The sequence below is a fragment of the Aquimarina agarilytica ZC1 genome, assembly GCF_000255455.1.
Classification (GTDB): Bacteria; Bacteroidota; Bacteroidia; order Flavobacteriales; family Flavobacteriaceae; genus Aquimarina; species Aquimarina agarilytica.
Window position 1 is genome coordinate 145314 of sequence record NZ_JH621251.1, and the last position, 18845, is coordinate 164158.

Here is an 18845-nt window from a genome sequence, read left to right on the forward strand (position 1 = left end):
AACACATTTTCCAAGGTATCACTACGCGAAATACCACGAGCTAAAGGAATCGTACAATAGGTACATTTGTAATCACATCCATCCTGAACTTTTAAAAAAGCACGTGTACGATCACCTATAGAATAAGATCCTACATAAAAATCGGCATCTTCAATTTCACAAGAATGTATGGTACCTTCATTTGTTTTAGTTAAATCATCAATATAATTTACAATATTGAATTTTTCTGTAGCTCCCAGCACCAAATCTACCCCATCTACAGCAGCTAATTCTTCTGGCTTTAATTGCGCATAACATCCTACAGCTGCTACAAAAGCATCTTCATTAGCTTTTAAAGCTTGCTTTACAATCGTTTTAAAACGCTTATCCGCATTCTCTGTCACCGAACATGTATTTATCACATACAAATCTGCTGGATCAGAAAAATCCACTCGTTCAAATCCTTCACTCGATATATTACGAGCAATGGTTGATGTTTCGGAAAAATTTAGTTTGCATCCTAAAGTATAAAATGCTACTTTTTTGGGCTGAGCCATAAATATTTAGTCCTATCTGTTATCTTTACTGTTTACTAGCAGTGCTGCCACCTTTTTCGGGACTGCAAAGATACCAACAATAATCCTTTTAAAAAATTGAAAACTACGCTGTTCCGTCTGCTTCTTTTATTTCCTTGTATACTATTATGTATCAATTGTGTAAACCCGTCTACTAAAAATCGTGACCACTTAGTTTTTCGTTATAATGAAGCTGCTAATATTACCACCTTAGATCCCGCTTTTGCTAGAAATAAAGAAAACATATGGGGAACAAATCAATTATACAATAGCTTGGTACAATTAGATGAAAAATTAAAAATTATACCCGATATTGCTAAAAGTTGGTCTATATCCGAAGATTTAAAAACCTATACTTTTATATTACGTAATGATGTTTATTTTCATAAACATGCACAATTCAATACAAAAGACAGTACCAGAACTGTAGTTGCTAGTGATTTTACCTATAGTTTTGATCGATTAAAAGATCCAAAAGTAGCCTCACCGGGTAGTTGGGTATTGGATAAAGTAGCAAACTACAAAGCCATCAACGATACTATTTTTCAAATTAACTTAACTCAAGCTTTCCCTGCCTATTTAGGATTGTTAAGTATGCGTTATTGTTCGGTAATACCTAAAGAAATTGTTTCTTTTTACGGAAATGAATTTAGGCGAAATCCCATTGGTACTGGTCCCTTTCAATTTAAAGCATGGGAAGAAAACACCAAACTTGTGTATAGAAAAAACCCCATTTACTTTGAAAAAGACAAAAATGGAATTCAACTCCCTTATTTAGAAGCTGTCGCTATTACATTTTTACCAGACAAGCAAAGTGAATTTCTACAGTTTATTCAAGGCAATTTAGACCTAATGAATGACATTGATAGCTCCTTTAAAGATGACCTATTAACACAAACTGGAAAACTACAACCCAACTATAGTGACCGAATAATTTTAGATAAAAGTCCTTTTTTAAATTCTGTTTATGTTGGTTTTTATTTAGGAAATACACAAACTCCAGTACAAAATATCAATTTACGCAAAGCAATCAATCATGGTTTTGATCGAAAAGCAATGATTACCTACCTACGAAATGGTATAGGAACACCTGCCCTTGGAGGTTTTATTCCAATGGGAATTGAAGGCTATAATGGTGAAAAAGGTTTTTATTTTGATCAAAAATTAGCCAAAAAATACTTAAAAAAATATGTACAAGAAACCAAAGATTCTCAACCTAGTATAAGGCTAGCCACTGTTTCTGACTATGTAAGTCTATGTGAATTTATTCAACGAGAATTACAAAAAATTGGTATCGATGTACAGGTCGATGTAATGCCAGCTCCAACCTTAAGAAAACAAAAGCATTCAGGCAAACTTGAACTTTTTAGAGCAAGTTGGATAGCCGATTATCCCGATGCAGAAAATTTTATGCTCCCATATTACAGTAAAAACTTTACTCCAAATGGACCTAATTACACTCATTTCAAAAATAAAACTTTTGACAGGCTTTACGAACAAAGTTTTATGATCCCTGATTTGGAAGAACGCAAACTACTGTATCAAAAAATGGATTCAATTTTAATTGCCGAAGCTCCCATTATTCCATTGTATTATGACGAATTTGTTCGATTTACTCAAAATAATGTTTCTGGTATCCCTAAAAATCCTCAAAATTTCCTCTTTCTTAAAACAGCTAAAAAAACAATTAGAAAATAACTATTTTAAGCATATGACAACCTTATTTACAACAATCCTACAACCCAACTGTCAACTGTCAAGTAAACATTAACGATGCATATACAAGTAACCAGTTTTAACTTTTGAATTACCATTCGCTACCGTATAATTAATTTCGTAAAAATAAGTACCCCTAGGCAATTCTTCATTATTAGCATAAGTAAGACTATTTTTAGCCAGCCCCTTAAAAGACTTATCATAATCAGATAATGAGTTTTGAGGTAAGTCTCCTTTATAATTTGCTTCCTTATACACTACCTCACCAATACTGTTAAATATCATTACATCATTTGATGGAAAATCTTCTAAACTTGTTATTCCTTCTATAATAAAGTAGTCATTACGACCATCCCCATTAGGAGATACAGCATTATAGACAACTAAGTCTTTTTCTTCTTTAATATTAATTTCTATTGTTGCCTTAGCACAAACTTTTAAATCATTAGCTTGATTACAAACTTCATAAACAATAGTAACAACACCTACTTCTCCTTGAAAAGGAATGTAGTTTAACACTCCTTGATTTGATTTAAATAATATCGCTCCTTTAGCAGTTCCTTTTCCTGTATGGTATACATTCACACTTTTACCTGGTAAAAAATCATCATTTTCCAATACATTGAACGCTTCAACGGTACTTCCTTCTCTAATTTCTATAAAATCGTTCTCTGCTACAGGGATTTCAGGATTCGGATCTGTTTTATTTATGTTCCCATCTCCATCTTGATCACAGCTAGATGCTAATTTAAGTGGATCACAAACATCAATAGGGTTACTCTTTACTAGTGCTATAAAAAAGGTACTTAAGTGATCAACACCTGTCACTTCTTCCCCATCACTTAAACCATCATTATCGGTATCGGGGTTAAAGGGATCTGTTTTTAAAATAACTTCTTCAGTAGTTTTTAATTGATCATTATCATCATCTAAATCTCTAAAATTAGGCTCATCTGTATCATCTGAGTTTTTTAAATCATTTATTGGATTTAAAACAACTTGTGCTCCATTGGGGCTTTTGAAACTACCAATTTCGGCATCAAAAAAATCATCCAAACCATCATGATCAGCATCCCCAATAAAAATTGAAGATTGATTTATTCCATCAATAAAAAAAGCTTCCGACAAATCACTAAAACCATCATTATCCGAATCTGTATTTAAAAAATCTGGAAATGTACTTTTTGTAGTATTTGCAATTTTTGTTTCCTTAGAATAACTATCATCAATACCATCAAAATCACTATCCCTATTACTGGGTAAAATATATGTATTACTCCATTGAAATTCCACATTATCTGGAATACCATCACCATCTGAATCTAAATCAATATGATTCGGAAACCCATCATTATCAAAATCATAAATATCAGGTACGTCATCCAAATTTGCATCAGTATATACTGTTAGAGACGCATCTCCTAAATCTCCATCATCAAAAACATCCTGAAAGTTTTGAACTCCATCACCATCTTCGTCTCCAAATGGAGCTACATTATATGGTAAATATTCTGTGATATCTGGAATTCCATCATTATCATCATCTGGATCAATACAATCTGGTAATTTATCCCCATCTTTATTTGCATTAGGGGGTATAATTATTTTAACCTCAACTTGACCAGAGGCTTGAAATACTCCATTGTTTTTTGATTCAAAACTCACCATTACCGTATCTGTAACAAAAGATGAAATTCCTGCATTATAATTTAATTCAAAATTATTCGCATCTAATTTTTTAAAAGTGACACTACTTTCTTCTTTTTCTGTTTCAATAACTGTTATTTCTGCTACTCCACATGAGAATTCTAATTCTAATGGAATAACAATACTACGCGCTCTTAAATCACATTGAGGTGTTACTTCAAAAGTTTCAATTGGTAATTTTTCATTGGGATCAATTGCCGTTATTTTTTTATCAAAACCCGATAGCATTCCATAAGTACCAGAACCTGGAGAAGCTACCAGTAAACCTAAATAAAAAAATGAATAGGGAGAAAACGCCACATTTGATTCTTTAATTAATTCATTTGGAATAGACACTATTGACCAGCCTTCTTTCCCCGGAACTTTTTTGGGAATTATATTTAAATCTTTCAATAATTTTCCGTTAAACAAAAAATCAGAAACACCTTCATCCTCTATTATTATACTAGCTATATTGTTACCAGACTTAAATTTCAAAAAGTTAATTTTTTTACTCCCAGTACAACCCACAGTTGGAATTAAAGCCATGCCTACTTCATCCGAAAACAAACCAGATACATGATATACATAAATAGGCTTATTCGAGTCAATATAATAAGGAGTCCCCAAGTGCTTGAGTCCTTGTTGTCTGGTTTCTTCTGAATAATCAAGTGCTACAAAATCTCCTGACTTAGAGATATCAATAGCTTGCTTACCGCCATCCAAATAAACCTTGGTATTCGGTTCTGTTGCCACAACAATAGCATAATCTAGAGCAGTCCCTCCTCTATTTAATATATATTCTGTCCCCAAAACTTTAACCGGAACCAACTGGTCCACTCCACCTTCTGCAGCTCCACCAATCCCTTTATTTTGACGAATATGCTGCCCTCCTGAAAGCACAGCAATATCCTTTGTTGCTGTAATATGAGCTCCAGTAATATTATTAATTATATTGGTGCCTTCTTCATTTTTTACTAGATAACTTTCATTAGCATCTAGATTTACAGTAATGGAATTCCCTATTCCTTCCAGTTCTTTCCCTACTGGCATTTGAATTGTAACTTGGGTATTATCCTCTGTCGCCATGACAGATATAAAATGGGTTTCATCTTTCCGATACTGTTCCGCCAACACTTTCACTTGTGAAGCAGCATAAAATTCTTTTCCTAAAGCACTTTTCCCTTTTAAAACCGTATATGTTTTATTATGAGGAGAATCATTAACATGAACAGCTTGAATAGGATTCGTAGATTTTATTAACAAACCTTTACTATTTTCGACAGTATTAAAAACATTTGTATTCCCTAAAACAACTGACAAATCAATTATTAAAGGCTGATTATTACGTACAATAAAAGCACTCCCAAAAACTAAACCATTAGCATTTTGGATGGTTACCTCACTCTCTAAAAAAGTGGTACTAACAATTAACTTAGTAGGTGTATTTGTTGACAAATTATTTGTTGACCATAAAGGAGGTAAATAATATTCCGTATCAAATTGTGCGAATATTTCAACACTCATTAACAATAGAAACAAAACAAAAAAAGAAGTATTTTTCCTACTAAAAAAATAATTATAGTATTTTTTTTTCATAGTTTTTGAGGGACTTTATTTTTACTAAAATGAAAAAATGCTTAAGCTACTTTTAATTTAATTTTTATTTAAAAAACTAAAAAAATGTAATTTTAACGTAAAGTACTAAATAACAATACTTTAAATAAAATAATACTGTTAAATTTCATTCAAAAACCACACTTTAACTTATTTTTATGCATTTTATCTATATTTTAAAAAACCAATATTAAGCTTTATTAGTGATATATAGGCCAAAAAAAAGTTAAATATTTAGAAAAATTAAAGCTAAATGAACTTATAAAAAGAAAATTAGAACAGTTTAAATGATTAAAAATAACAAAACATTTAAACCAATATTAAATACACATTAACGATTTAAACAAAAAAAAACAATATTCCGTTTTATTTTTTATAGTTAATTGAATCCGCTACAACTTTATAGAGGTTTCATGTATATAAGAAATGAAATTATAGCGAGTAAGGACTTTGCTTTAATTTTCCACTTAAACTAGCAATGAATAAATTAACCTATGTACACGAAATTCTCATCCGTAAATCGTATATCAATGGAAGCATGATATATTAGGACAGTTCATGCCATAAGGAAAAAATACTTTTAAAATTATTTTATTGAAGCCCACAAATTGTCAATTCAAGTGATTTTGACCTAAAATTGTATCGAAAAGGGCTATTTTATTACGTGAAAGGTGATGCTACACACAAAATTCCAACAGAATTTTAATAGACATATTTATATCTCGTTTCGAACCCAAGTTAACTTAATACATCTTACTTTTTTATTATTTTGTAAGTAGCTTATTTTTACACCAAGCGATCAACATCCCAATCTTCCAATAGCTGTTTTACCCGTTGAACAAACTGCCCTCCAAGTGCTCCATTAACCACACGGTGATCATAAGAATGTGATAAAAACATACGTTGACGAATACCAATAAAATCTCCATCTGGAGTTTCTATAACTGCAGGAACTTTTCTAATAGCTCCTAATGCCAAAATACCAACCTGAGGTTGATTTATAATTGGAGTTCCCATTACAGTACCAAAACTACCAATATTAGTTACTGTGTAGGTGCCTCCCTGGATATCATCTGGATTTAATTGATTTTTTCGTGCTCTATTAGCTAAATCATTTACTGTCTTAGCCATGCCTACCATATTCAATTGATCGGCATTTTTTATAACAGGTACAATTAAGTTTCCATCAGGTAAAGCTGCTGCCATACCAATATTTATATTTTTCTTCTTTACAATTTTATCACCATCAACAGCGATATTCATCATTGGAAACTCTTTCAAAGCTTGAGCAATAACTTCCATGAAAATCGGAGTAAATGTCATTTTCTCTCCTTCACGGGCCATAAACTCATCTTTCACTTTAGCCCTCCACTTCCACACATTAGTTACATCGGCTTCAATGAATGATTGTACGTGGGCTGATGTTTCTAATGATTTGGTCATATGCTGAGAAATTATTTTTCCCATTCGCGACATTTCAATAACTTCATCCTGACCCGAAACTACATTTACAGGACTAGTCACCTTATTAGTTGCTATTTTTTGTAACGTATGTCCCTCATTAGTTTCAACCACTTTAAGTGGTGACTTATCAACAGCTAAAGTTTTAGTTATACCACCAACATCAGATTTTCTCAAAGAAATAAATTCTAATATATCATTTTTAGTAACGCGCTCACCTACACCTGTTCCCTGAATACTATCCAATTCAGTATCGGACAAGCCTTCTTCATTAGCTATATTACGCACTAAGGGAGAATAGAATCTGCCTGAAGCATTTGTTACAGGAGTGCTAATTTGATTAGTAGCTACTACTTGCTCTATTTGTTCTTCAATGGCTACTGCACTTTCTTTTGCCTCTGTTACAGCGATTTCCATTTCTGGAGAAGTCTCTTCTGCCACCCCATCCGTGTCAATAATAGCAATAGTTTGCCCCACCTTAACTAACTCACCAACCTCAAAAAGTTTTTCTCTAAGTACACCTTCAATTTCGCAAGGCACTTCGGTATCTACTTTATCTGTAGCAATCTCTAGCACAATATCATCAGCCTCAATGGTGTCTCCAACTTCTTTTAACCAAGTTGTTACTGATGCTTCAGCAACACTTTCTCCCATTTTTGGTAGTTTCAATTCGTACTTTGCCATATAATTTAGTGTTATAGTATACTTCCGCGAATTTAATGAATCTAACTATGTTTTAAGCTCCTCTATTAAAGATTTATACTTGTTTTAACCCAATTATTTCTTAAAACCTTATTATAAAATTTCTAAGCATCTTATTAGCAATACCTAAACCCTATTACTTGACCACGACCAGAACTGGTATCACTGCCAACAGCAAATTTTGAATTTTTAGGTATAAAACGAAAATATAGTAATGTGCTTTGATATTTTTTTATCAACTGAATAGCCTCATGGTAATTCAACATTCCCATATCCAAAAAACAACAAATAGGTATATTTTTATCTGCATAGACTTGTAATGCTTCCTTTTTTACAACAGCTATTATTTCTGTTTTTTCTTTTCGAAGTTGTTGTAATAATACATCATTAGTACTCAATAGCAAACTACTCCTAAAACTTATAGAAGCCTCTTGTTTTTTTGCGGTTTGCAACAATGCCGAAAATTTAATTCCGGTGTAAATAAATAAATTAGTGATTCCCGATGATTTAAAATGTTTTTTATAAAACAGTTTCATTGCTCCAAAAAAGCGTTTCCTATATACTGAATCCTTTAACGTACTTTCTCCTTTGAAATGTACTACAGACTCGCTTCCTAAATAATAATTTTTATATCCTGCTTGTTGAACTTTGTATGATAAATCAATGTCCTCGCCATACATAAAATAGTCTTCATCAAAACCACCGACTTTTTGATATACTATTTTTTTACATAACATAAATGCTCCCACTAAAATAGCTATTTCTCCTTCTTTATCTGGCAAAAGAGCATCTACATAATAGGGGGCCAAGTGCGAAAAACGAGCTCCCATAATTTTTAAAAATGAGACCTTTGGAGTAGGCAGGTTTCGTTTACTTTCTGGTAAAAAACGTCCTTTCCCATCAATAAGTTGCACTCCTAACATCCCTAAATTAGGAAGTTGGACTGCTTTTCTTAATACTGAGCTAAACGTATGTTCCGTTACTACGGTATCAGGATTTAATATACACACATACGTTCCTTTTGCCTCTAGTACAGCTTGATTGTTAGCCTTTGCAAAACCAACATTCTCTTTATTTTCAATTAATTTTATGTTTGGAAATTGCTTTTTAACCATAGCACAGCTATCATCGGGCGAGTTATTATCAACCACAATAATTTCTGCCGAAAGGCCATTAGTAGCCTGCACCACACTTTGCAAACACAATTCTAAAAAATAACGCACATTGTAATTTAATACAATAACAGATAATTGCATAAGCTTAAAGTTTCAACGAATTTTCTAATGGAATACGATTCATAATACTTCTACCCAAGGTAATTTCATCAGCAAATTCAATTTCATCATTTACACCTATACCACGTGCAATGGTTGACATTTGAATCTTAGATTCCTTAAGCTGTTTATAGATATAAAAATTAGTGGTATCGCCTTCCATGGAGGCACTTAATGCAAAAATTAATTCTTCAATTTCTCCTTGAGCCACTCTTTTTACTAATTGTGTAATTTTTAAATCATGTGGACCAATACCATCCATAGGACTTATTTTACCTCCCAATACATGATACAAACCTCTAAATTGACTGGTATTTTCAATGGCCATTACATCTCGAACATCTTCAACGACACAAACTATTTTTCTATTTCGATGATGACTTGCACAAATTTCACATAACTCCACATCGCTTATATTGTAACACTCTTTACAGTGCTTTATTTTTGAACGCATTTGATGTAACGCTGATGCTAAATGTTCCGTCTGACTTTCGGGCTGACGCAATAAATGCATCACCAATCGTAATGCCGTACGCTGACCAATTCCAGGTAATTGTGACATTTCGGCCACAGCCCTTTCCAATAATTTCGAAGAAAATTCCATTAGTACAAATATAAGGAGGAGAAATGCTTTATTAGAATACTATTTATTCTAATACACAAATTAATTCTCCTTTGTAAACCACAACTTTTCAAAAAGTAAAATTTGTTCCTTTTAACCCGAATCATGTAATTCGGGTTTAAGCTGCCATTAAATTTTCTGGCACATCAATAATACGCATTTGAGGTTCTAAATAATTTTCTGTAGTTGACTCAAATAATGAATCGGCAAGCGTATAATTAAACCATATAGATAACAATCGAAATGGAATTTCAACACTATCTTTTACTCCAAGTTTAGAATCATCCATATGTACCCACCTGTGTAAAGGTTGTTCCAAAATCATATTTAGTGTTTTTTGCTTTCCAAAATATCTTTTTATTCGAATAAACATTTCAACATCAAATAACCATTTTGTTTTAAATTTTCTTCCAAAAAGTAACGGTACCAAGTTTGTTTCAAATACTTTGGCACCACATTGCGTATCAGCAATTGACAAGCCTAAAATAAATACAATTAAAATATTTATCATTTTTGAAATTATCGCCCTTACTCCATCTTTTTTTATTCCCTCGGAAGCATTTTTAGCACGTGATCCAAATACAAAACTTAATGAATTACTAGTACTTAAGGTGTTTACTAAATTTTCAAAATCTTTAAAATCTGTAGAAAGATCCGCGTCCATAAACCCGATATATTTAACAGTACTTTTGGCATAAAAATATTTAGCCCCTGCTCTTACTGCTGCAGCTTTACCAGCATTTACTTTTACATCAACAATACTTACTTTATTTGGATTCGTTTTTTGAATATCTTTTAACACATCAATCGTATTGTCCTTACTTCCGTCATTTACAAAACATAAATGATAAGCATTGTTAGTACTGATAAAGTTTTTAAATGCAGTAACATCTAATCTATTTTCTTCATTATAACAAGGTATGATTATTCCAGTTTTCATAATAGTTTGGGTTTTAATTATACCCAAATGTACCTTTGAACACCTGTCTAAATAGGGATATTTCGATGAGTAGAAGTTTGCTATAGTCGAATGGTTTTAATTAAAAGTCAAACAGTTACCACAAAACAAAGCCTTTGTTGTATATTTATTTTAGATGCCAATTAAAACCAATAAATATTTAATTAGTGCCCTAATATTAGGGATCACCTTACATGGGGTCAGTTTATTTTTCACCCTGGAAACCACTTATGATGCACTTATACATTTATGCTTTGCCGAGCATTATGCCAGTCATTGGTTTGAACCCTGGAACTATAAATGGTATACTGGTTTTACCGTAACAGGCTATCCGCCTCTGGTACATCAAAGTATTGCGCTGTTTTCCTTAATTGGAGGTTTAAAATTTGGCTTATTTACTGTCGCCTTTATTGCCATACTTTTATTTATTACGGGCGTTTATCGGTTTTCATTACTATTTACAGGGGACAGAAAAGTGGCGGGTTACGCTGCAATTGCAGCCGTTTTTTCTTCTTCATTTGTCGAAACTTTACATGTTTTTGGGCAACTACCTAGTATTATTGGCATTTCGGTACTTATGCATTGTCTGCCCGAAATTTATTTATGGATTACAACTAAGCAATACAAACACCTGTTAGCTGCTCTTAGTTTACTTGCTGTTACTATTACGTCGCATCATGTGACTCCTATTTTTGGAATGGTATTTTTCATTTTCCCCTTACTGGGAATGGCTCTTATGGACATTTGCCGAAAAAACGTGAATTCTTATAAAGAAGTTAGCTTTAGTTTATTTTTAAACACTTTTTTTAAGCGCTTTAAAGCCATACTGCTTTTTGGAATAAGTGCTTTAGCATTAATTATATGCTGTATACTTCCCTATTGGATAAATACCAAAAACAACCCCATTACTCAGGTACCTATCCCACATGGATCACGAGATAATTTTATAGAGGTCACCTCATCTGGATTGGTCTTTTTTATTATTCCTTGGGGTATATTGCTAATTGTTTTACCTTATTTATTTTATCGATTTTATAGCAAACGCTACTTATTTTTCGGCTTATCCTTTAGTTTCCTAACACTTTTAGGTACTGGAGGCACTACACCCATTCCTAAATTAATGCTAGGTGAAAATGCATTTAATATCCTTACCCTTGATCGATTTACCCTTTGGGCTTCCATTATGGCATTGCCTTTATTTGGCGAATTCCTTTTTCGTTTTATTGAAGGAGATTTAAAAGAAGCTTTACAACGCAAATTTGGAAGTGTGTTCCATCGTTTATTGGGTGGCTTTTTGGTTAGTGGTATTATAGGACTGTTTATTTTTTCGGTCAACCTTAGCTATTTTAAACCTTCGCAACCGCAAAAAATTGACATACTTCCTATTCTTAATTTTTTAAATCAAGATCAGCATGATCATTGGCGATTTTTACCCTTAGGTTTTGGCGATCAAATGGCATGGCTATCAGCGCAAACTAATGCCATGACTGTGGATGGGAATTACCACTCCGCTCGCAGATTGCCCGAATTAACAACCAGAGCTGTGGAGCGCTTAGAAAATTCAAAATTTAGAGGAATCGAAGGCCTAGGGTCCTTACAGCAATTCCTTAGCGTACCCGAAAAGTATCATTTAAAGTATGTGTTTTCCAATGATAAATTTTATGATCCCATCCTTTATTTTTGTGGTTGGCAACGTTTACGCCAGTTAGAAAATGGCATTATGGTTTGGGAAAAACTAAATATCAAACCATTAGCTAGTATTTTACCCAAGGATGATATTCCGCTTTTTCAAAAATTACTTTGGGGCATTGTTCCCGTAAGTACGCTAATTATTGTTTTTCTATTACATTTTAAACGCCTTTGGAATCGAGTGCTTAAAATAAACCCTTTGCCTAAAGCTAACTATCTCAACTATTCTATTTCGTACATAAAATTTAATCCACAGATTATTTCTTTTTCTTTGGGTTGGATTATGCTCTGCATATTTTTTTTAGGTTTAGGAAGCTATAAATTTCACTTAGCAAACGCCACACAAATTAGTCCTCAAAATGTGATTGCTGCATATTATGATGCCTTAGATTTTAAAGAATTTGAACGTGCTTATTCCTATTTAAATCCTAAAAGCCATAAAACCAAAGACCAATATATGCTTGAAATTGCCGTAAATGATGGTCTTTTGAGCTCTTATGCCAAACTTGATGCTATAAAAACCAAGCTTATTTCACAAAACGATAGCATGGTTAAAGTATCCGTGAACACTTTTTGGATTACTCCTTTGGAACGTATTGAAAAGGAATACCACCATGAATTATATAAGCTAAATAACAAATGGTTTATTACGCCATCAGACTATGATTTAGACTTACCACCAGATCAATTATTTTCAGTAAACACCACTAAATTTTACAATCACGGACGACGCCGAATTACCTCCGAACAAACCCACCACGAAGATGTTTTAAAACAGCCTGTATTGGAAGTACTTTCTTCCAAACTTATTCAATTCAATAATCAATATAGTATTATTGGTCAGTTACAGAATGTAGATGATGTTCCAGCCGATGTTGTTGTTAATGCTTCCTTATACAACCACTCCAATAACAAATTAGCCTCTTATAATGTAATGCATCAAATGAAACACAAACTACTGCCCAAAGAAGTCACAAGCTTTCGCATAAATTTTGAAGGAATTGCTTGGAATAAAAACACAGACAAAGGTCCTAAAACTTTTAATCCAAACGAATTTACACCGGCTTTAATAACTGAAACGCCTGTTAATTTTGATTTACAGTGTGCCGGAAATGTAACCAATGTTGACCTTTATAAAAGTGTCGTACTCCAAGATGTAACTATAACCGATCACAGTATTAATGGAATATTGTTTAATGCCGGCTTGCAGGAAGTGACCATACCTCAGCTATTGGTATCCTATTACAATGAAAGCAAACAATTAATTTGGGTAACGCATCATTTTTTACCCGAAGGAATTCGACAACAACGCAAACAGTTTTTTTCATTTAAAACACCCAATATTACTGGATTAAACGTACTTAAAAACACTACCGAAAACACCTTTGTAAATGGATTACCCAATAAAGCCTTGACTGAAAAAATAGATATAGGCACAAAGTATAAAAGTCAAAAACAGGATTTAATTCCTGTAAAAGGAAAAGGTTTTTCATACCTAAAAATAGCGTTAAATAATTATGTAGGAGCACCAAATTAAACACGAATAATTGAAGTCAAAAAACACTCATAACAAGCTTTTTAAATGCTTATGCTTACTATACATAAGTTGCTATTCGTATGCATTCGCGCAACAGGCAATAACGGCCAAATTGACTACCTCACAAAGTGTTTTTGAAGCTGGTGAACACATCACTTTAGCATTTGAGTTGAGTACCCCTACAACTGTAAGTTTAGTATGCCATAGTGCCTACGGAACCACAATTGTTACCCCAAATTATGATTTAGCCGATGCCTTATTTACACTTCCAGAAAACACAAGTACTAAAAAAGGAATTCTTGATTTTAAATTGATTTCAAAAGGAACCTCCTTGTATAATGGAAGTATTAATATTATTGCAAATACCAAAAATAAAACAAGCTTAGAATCCTACATTGGACCCCCAAGTATTTCTGCAGGAACGCATGATTATACGATGCTGGTTGTTGTACCCACCGATAGCTATGATAACCCCATTGCAAATAATACTCCTGTAAGTATTAAACATCAATTCTTAGATGATCAAAAAGAAGCTTCCATTAAAACCAATGATTTAATGGCTTGGAAAACGATACATTCGGATAAAAAATCTGGTCGTATTTTGGTTTCATCCACAGTGAATGCTGTGAGTTCAAAAGAATTTGCTGTCGAAGTTTTTCCTTCTCAACCTACAAATTTCACCATTGATTACCATCGTAAACACACTTATGCCGATGGAAATCAAATCACCACTTTTACCACTTCGGTAATTAAAGACACTTATGGAAATACGATTAGCGATGGTACTTTAGTAGATTTTACAATTAAAAACCAAAACAACAGCTTATTAAAAACACAAGGTATGAGTATTAATGGAGTGGCAACAGCTTTCATGCTTCATCCCGATCATGAAGAAATCTGGAACGTTAGTGCACACATAAATGGGATGGCCACAAGTAATACCATCACTATTAATTACAAAGCCGTAACCGAAAAACTACCTGTACATTTTAGCAATGCTAATAGAAGAATTAGCATTGGCCCTTTACAAAGTTTTATGGAACAATTGATTCCCGATGGGGCTATTGTAAAACTAACAATAACCAAAAATGAACAAATTTTAGAAACAAAACTAAAAACTACCGCTAATGGAATGGTTTCTTTTGATTTAGAAAAGGGCTTTTATCCTCCTGGCACCTATTCTTTTATTATAGAAGCCTTAGGGCTTACATCAATTCATTCCAATATTAAATTATGAAGCATCGTAAAAATACATATCGTACTTTGCTACTTAGCTTATTTATTGGTGTCAATGTGCTTATTCTGTTTGGGATTGGTCAACTATTTTCTTATTTGAATACGGGAGCAGATCGCTCTTCGATACTTCATGTTACATCACCAGATGCCAAAGTATATTTACCCAAAGTAATTTGGGAAAACACTAACAATCCTGGTAGACCTATAGAAAAACAAAGCCTAGCCAGTATACAATCGGATTACCTAAAGGCTTGGTATGTAAAAAATATAGCTTATAAGAACAATGACCTTTATGGAATTGATGATCATTACACTCAGCATGCTCGTAAAAATATAGTAAACCACATATCGGATCAGAAAGAAAAAAATATCAGTATTGAAGCCACCACTTTAAACCATAATTTATCCTTAGATTTTTATAGTCTCGACGGTCAATTGGCGGTACTTACTGATAAAAACAGTCGACAATATCAACGCCTATTCAAACAAGACAGTCTATTGTTAGAAACTGAAGTTGTTTCTAGTTATAAAGTAGTTTTATTGTTGGAAGATGGTTTTTGGAAAATTCGTCATATAGTAAAACAATCTAATGAACCCTTAGTTGAAACTACAAAACCTACTCCATTTAGTTCCGTTAAAAACGGGCAAGTATTTTTTGAAAATAGGCCTTTTCAAATCAAAGGCATCAACTACTACCCACAAGCCACTCCATGGGATATGTTTGGGAAGGATTTTAATACCTCTATTATTGCTAAAGATTTTGATATCATTAAAAAAGTCCATTTAAACACAATTCGAATATTTGTGGGGTATGCCGATTTTGGCAAAGCCGAAGTGATCCCTGAAAAACTAAACAAACTAGAGCAAATATTAAATCTAGCTCGGGTAAAAGACCTAAAAGTAATTGTTACACTTTTTGACTTTTATGGAAACTATGATGTGCTTGATTGGACTCTTACTCATAGGCATGCAGAACAATTAGTAAGTCGATTTAAAAACCATAAAGCTGTACTGGCGTGGGATATTAAAAATGAACCTGACTTGGATTTTAAAACGCGTAATAAAACCAATGTGTTGGCTTGGTTAAAAGAAATGGCAACACAAATTAAAACATATGATCCTAATCATTTGGTAACTATAGGCTGGTCCAATACCCAAGTAGCCCATTTATTACAGGAAAATGTAGATATTGTTTCCTTTCATTATTATGAAGAAATAAGCAGGTTTGAAAAAAAATACGCAGATTTACAGTCTAAAACCTCAAAACCCTTAGTCTTACAAGAATTTGGTTTGTCATCAAACAAAGGGCTATGGAGTCCTTTTGGTCCTTCCGAAAAAACACAAGCTGAATATTACACTACATTCAAAGAAATGTTAGATCAGCAAAATGTACACTATTTGCCCTGGACTTTATATGATTTTACTCAAATTCCAACTTCAGTAGTTGGTAAACTTCCTTGGCGGAAACACAAACAAAAACATTTTGGTTTTATTGATGAAAATGGTAATCCCAAAAAAGCATTTCAGTTTTTTGAGGAATGATTTTATTTTGATAATAACGCCATATTTTACGTGTAAATTTTGTATTTTTATACGTAAACAAATTTATTATGGATACTAAACTCACCTTAAGTCTAGATAAATCGGTTATTGAACAAGCTAAAAAATATGCAAAATCCAATAAAACAAGTCTATCTAAACTTATTGAATCCTATTTAGCTTCACTAAATAAAAGAAAAGAGCATTCGGAAGAAATTACCCCACTAGTCGAAAGTTTAAGCGGTGTAATCGATTTAAACAATGCCGAAAATACAACTGATGATTATGGTAATTTTTTAATGGAGAAATACAAATGATTCGATTATTAATTGACACTAATATTATTATTGATCTATTGGCCAAAAGAGAAGCATTTTATCCTGAAGCTGCTGCTTTATTTTCTATGGCCGATAAAAATTTATTAAGGCTAACAGTTTCTTCGCTGAGTTTTGCTAATACTAATTACATTTTAACTCAGTTAAAATCAAAAAAAGAATCCAGAACTATATTAAGGAAATTTAAAGTACTTGTTGAAACTTTAAGTTTAGATGATAAAGTTACTGAACTCGCTTTAAATGATGATAACTTTCCTGATTTTGAAGATGGATTGCAATATTACTCAGCCATTGAAAACCAAGTTGATATTATTATTACCAGAAATAAAAAGGATTTCAAAAATTCCAAATTACCTGTATTAACTGCTAAAGAGTATCTTGCCAGCAATCCCATTATTGAATAATTATTAATCACCCTACCAACTCTTTTCTCCAAGCTACATCAAACACGCCACTAACTTTACGATCTATAATTTCATTAAATTCATCCATATACATGTCTACAATTTTAGACATGGGCAATGCGGTAGCTGCGTTGTAATTTGCTTTTCCTAAAGAAATACGATAAGCATCATTTTCCAAAATACTTTGAATGGCTGTAGCTAAACTGTCAACACTTTCGGGAGTAAAAAATTCGCCTCGGTAGCCTTCTTCTTTTACTAAAATACTAAGATCACCTAAATCGGGCATTACCACGGCTTTTCCATAACTTCCTGCTTGGTGTAATACACCCGAGCTTCCGGTAGTTGAGGTATATGGAAAAACTACTACGGCGCTTTCTTCAAATAAGCCTGCCACATCTTCCTCTGCCACATAACCTGTAAATGTTAATTGTGGTACATTTTTATAGGTTTCTTGTACAGATTTTAAATACCCAGGCACATTAGGGTTGTCTGTTCCAGCCACTACAATTTCAATAGCTCTATTTGTTGTTGCTCTTATTTTTTCGATAGCTTCTATTAAAATTTCCACTTTTTTATAAGTCCCAAATTTCCCAAAAGTCATTACTTTTAAAGATCCCTCGGGTATATTGTAATTTGGTGTTTCAGGGATTTCAAATGTGCCATGCGGAATTAACTTTACGTTTTTTGCCATATACTTTTCATTTAGCACCTCAACATATTTACTAATAGTTACCGCTACTGTATCCGATGCTAAAATAAAGCGTGTTAATGTGGTTCCTATAAAATTATAGACTTTCTGCATTATTTTATTAGATGTAAATCCGGCACTTTTTAAATCTACTTGCTCTAAAATATTATGTAACAATGTAATGGTAGGTATTCCTTTTAGCTTACAAATTCCGGGTAATAACAAGCCTAAAGCTGCTGGTATTTTTTTATCGCCAAACTTCATGAATTGTAAATTAAACAATACAGCATCTGGCTTTACTTCATTAATTGCTTTCATTACCGTAAACAAATTGGTATAACTATTAAAATTCCAACAATGTCTTACACTGATTTTACTAGCTTCTTCTTCAAAATGAATATCCGCTTCTTCGGATGGTACATCGATAAGTAAAATCAATTCACTAACATCTTGGTGTTTTCTAAAGTGCTTTACTAAATAATAAGCATATTCATTTAAGGTCACTTTACTAGGCGGATAGGCAGTTACAATGGCAAGTTTCATACTATAAGTCTTTAAGTTATAGTATAAAGATGCTTCTACATACGCGCTTTACAGGCTCATTTTCGGCGAGTTACAAATTGCTATCGGTGAGTGGTTTTTGTGTATCGATATTCAAAAAATCAAAAAAGTAAACTACCTCGAAGTAAGCCCGAGATACCTAATAAATGAAACTGAATTTAAATTTCTAGGTAAGCTTAGGAATATTATCCCTTTTGGCGGTACCAGTAAATAATCCTCGGGGCAAGCCCACGAGGCATTAAAATAATTTTAGCTGATTATCTTTT

12 protein-coding genes and 1 pseudogene are annotated in these 18845 nt (G+C 32.8%); 6 read left to right on the plus strand and 7 right to left on the minus strand.

What is annotated here, in order from left to right; all coding sequences use genetic code 11:
* Window positions 1–536 (minus strand): annotated as a pseudogene (locus KQA_RS20685) (tRNA (N(6)-L-threonylcarbamoyladenosine(37)-C(2))-methylthiotransferase MtaB); the annotation flags it as partial.
* A gap of 96 nt (window positions 537–632) precedes the next feature.
* On the opposite strand from KQA_RS20685, the gene KQA_RS0205175 reads away from it, so the two are divergent.
* Entirely contained in the window at window positions 633–2252 is a 1620-nt protein-coding gene (locus tag KQA_RS0205175; protein WP_010178804.1) for an ABC transporter substrate-binding protein, read from the plus strand.
* A gap of 69 nt (window positions 2253–2321) precedes the next feature.
* Here the strand turns inward: KQA_RS0205175 and KQA_RS0205180 are convergent, their stop codons facing one another.
* The 5 genes from KQA_RS0205180 to KQA_RS0205200 all read right to left on the minus strand — a co-directional run bounded on the left by KQA_RS0205180 (window position 2322) and on the right by KQA_RS0205200 (window position 10572).
* Entirely contained in the window at window positions 2322–5555 is a 3234-nt protein-coding gene (locus tag KQA_RS0205180; RefSeq protein WP_010178806.1) for a gliding motility-associated C-terminal domain-containing protein, read from the minus strand.
* Window positions 5556–6359: 804 nt separating this feature from the next.
* Complete coding sequence (locus KQA_RS0205185; RefSeq protein ID WP_010178808.1) at window positions 6360–7718, minus strand: dihydrolipoamide acetyltransferase family protein; 1359 nt, start codon at window positions 7716–7718, stop codon at window positions 6360–6362.
* Window positions 7719–7852: 134 nt separating this feature from the next.
* Complete coding sequence (locus KQA_RS0205190) at window positions 7853–8992, minus strand: glycosyltransferase family 2 protein (protein ID WP_010178810.1); 1140 nt, start codon at window positions 8990–8992, stop codon at window positions 7853–7855.
* A 4-nt stretch (window positions 8993–8996) separates the two neighbouring features.
* Window positions 8997–9614 (minus strand): recombination mediator RecR, encoded by a 618-nt coding sequence (gene recR, locus KQA_RS0205195; protein WP_010178812.1) that lies wholly within the window; start codon window positions 9612–9614, stop codon window positions 8997–8999.
* A 136-nt stretch (window positions 9615–9750) separates the two neighbouring features.
* On the minus strand, window positions 9751–10572 hold the full coding sequence (locus KQA_RS0205200; protein ID WP_010178814.1) for a dolichyl-phosphate beta-glucosyltransferase: 822 nt from the start codon (window positions 10570–10572) through the stop codon (window positions 9751–9753).
* Between the two features lie 154 nt (window positions 10573–10726).
* Here KQA_RS0205200 and KQA_RS0205205 point away from each other — a divergent pair, with 154 nt between their 5' ends.
* The 5 genes from KQA_RS0205205 to KQA_RS0205225 all read left to right on the plus strand — a co-directional run bounded on the left by KQA_RS0205205 (window position 10727) and on the right by KQA_RS0205225 (window position 17330).
* On the plus strand, window positions 10727–13816 hold the full coding sequence (locus KQA_RS0205205) for a membrane protein (protein ID WP_010178816.1): 3090 nt from the start codon (window positions 10727–10729) through the stop codon (window positions 13814–13816).
* Window positions 13817–13928: 112 nt separating this feature from the next.
* A complete protein-coding gene (locus KQA_RS0205210) occupies window positions 13929–15053 on the plus strand; it encodes a hypothetical protein (protein WP_010178818.1) in 1125 nt (374 codons plus the stop codon).
* Window positions 15050–16594, plus strand: a complete 1545-nt coding sequence (locus KQA_RS0205215; protein ID WP_010178819.1) for a cellulase family glycosylhydrolase — start codon at window positions 15050–15052, stop codon at window positions 16592–16594. The genes KQA_RS0205210 and KQA_RS0205215 overlap by 4 nt, the downstream gene beginning before the upstream one ends.
* Before the next feature lie 68 nt (window positions 16595–16662).
* Window positions 16663–16908 (plus strand): DUF6364 family protein, encoded by a 246-nt coding sequence (locus KQA_RS0205220; protein ID WP_010178821.1) that lies wholly within the window; start codon window positions 16663–16665, stop codon window positions 16906–16908.
* Entirely contained in the window at window positions 16905–17330 is a 426-nt protein-coding gene (locus tag KQA_RS0205225) for a type II toxin-antitoxin system VapC family toxin (protein WP_010178823.1), read from the plus strand. Before KQA_RS0205220 ends, KQA_RS0205225 begins: the two co-directional genes overlap by 4 nt.
* 7 nt (window positions 17331–17337) lie before the next feature.
* On the opposite strand, the gene KQA_RS0205230 is transcribed toward KQA_RS0205225, so the two are convergent.
* Window positions 17338–18561, minus strand: coding sequence for a glycosyltransferase (locus KQA_RS0205230; RefSeq protein ID WP_010178825.1), 1224 nt, complete (start codon window positions 18559–18561; stop codon window positions 17338–17340).
* Window positions 18562–18845 lie beyond the last annotated feature (284 nt).

What these genes read in the sequence shown, in the direction of transcription:
- KQA_RS0205215 (WP_010178819.1), top strand. Translation starts at nt 15,050, where the DNA reads ATGAAGCATCGTAAAAATACATATCGTACTTTGCTACTTAGCTTATTT.
- KQA_RS0205200 (WP_010178814.1), bottom strand. Translation starts at nt 10,572, where the DNA reads ATGAAAACTGGAATAATCATACCTTGTTATAATGAAGAAAATAGATTA.
- KQA_RS0205185 (WP_010178808.1), bottom strand. Translation starts at nt 7,718, where the DNA reads ATGGCAAAGTACGAATTGAAACTACCAAAAATGGGAGAAAGTGTTGCT.
- KQA_RS0205180 (WP_010178806.1), bottom strand. Translation starts at nt 5,555, where the DNA reads ATGAAAAAAAAATACTATAATTATTTTTTTAGTAGGAAAAATACTTCT.
- KQA_RS0205220 (WP_010178821.1), top strand. Translation starts at nt 16,663, where the DNA reads ATGGATACTAAACTCACCTTAAGTCTAGATAAATCGGTTATTGAACAA.
- KQA_RS0205225 (WP_010178823.1), top strand. Translation starts at nt 16,905, where the DNA reads ATGATTCGATTATTAATTGACACTAATATTATTATTGATCTATTGGCC.
- KQA_RS0205205 (WP_010178816.1), top strand. Translation starts at nt 10,727, where the DNA reads ATGCCAATTAAAACCAATAAATATTTAATTAGTGCCCTAATATTAGGG.
- recR (WP_010178812.1), bottom strand. Translation starts at nt 9,614, where the DNA reads ATGGAATTTTCTTCGAAATTATTGGAAAGGGCTGTGGCCGAAATGTCA.
- KQA_RS0205190 (WP_010178810.1), bottom strand. Translation starts at nt 8,992, where the DNA reads ATGCAATTATCTGTTATTGTATTAAATTACAATGTGCGTTATTTTTTA.
- KQA_RS0205230 (WP_010178825.1), bottom strand. Translation starts at nt 18,561, where the DNA reads ATGAAACTTGCCATTGTAACTGCCTATCCGCCTAGTAAAGTGACCTTA.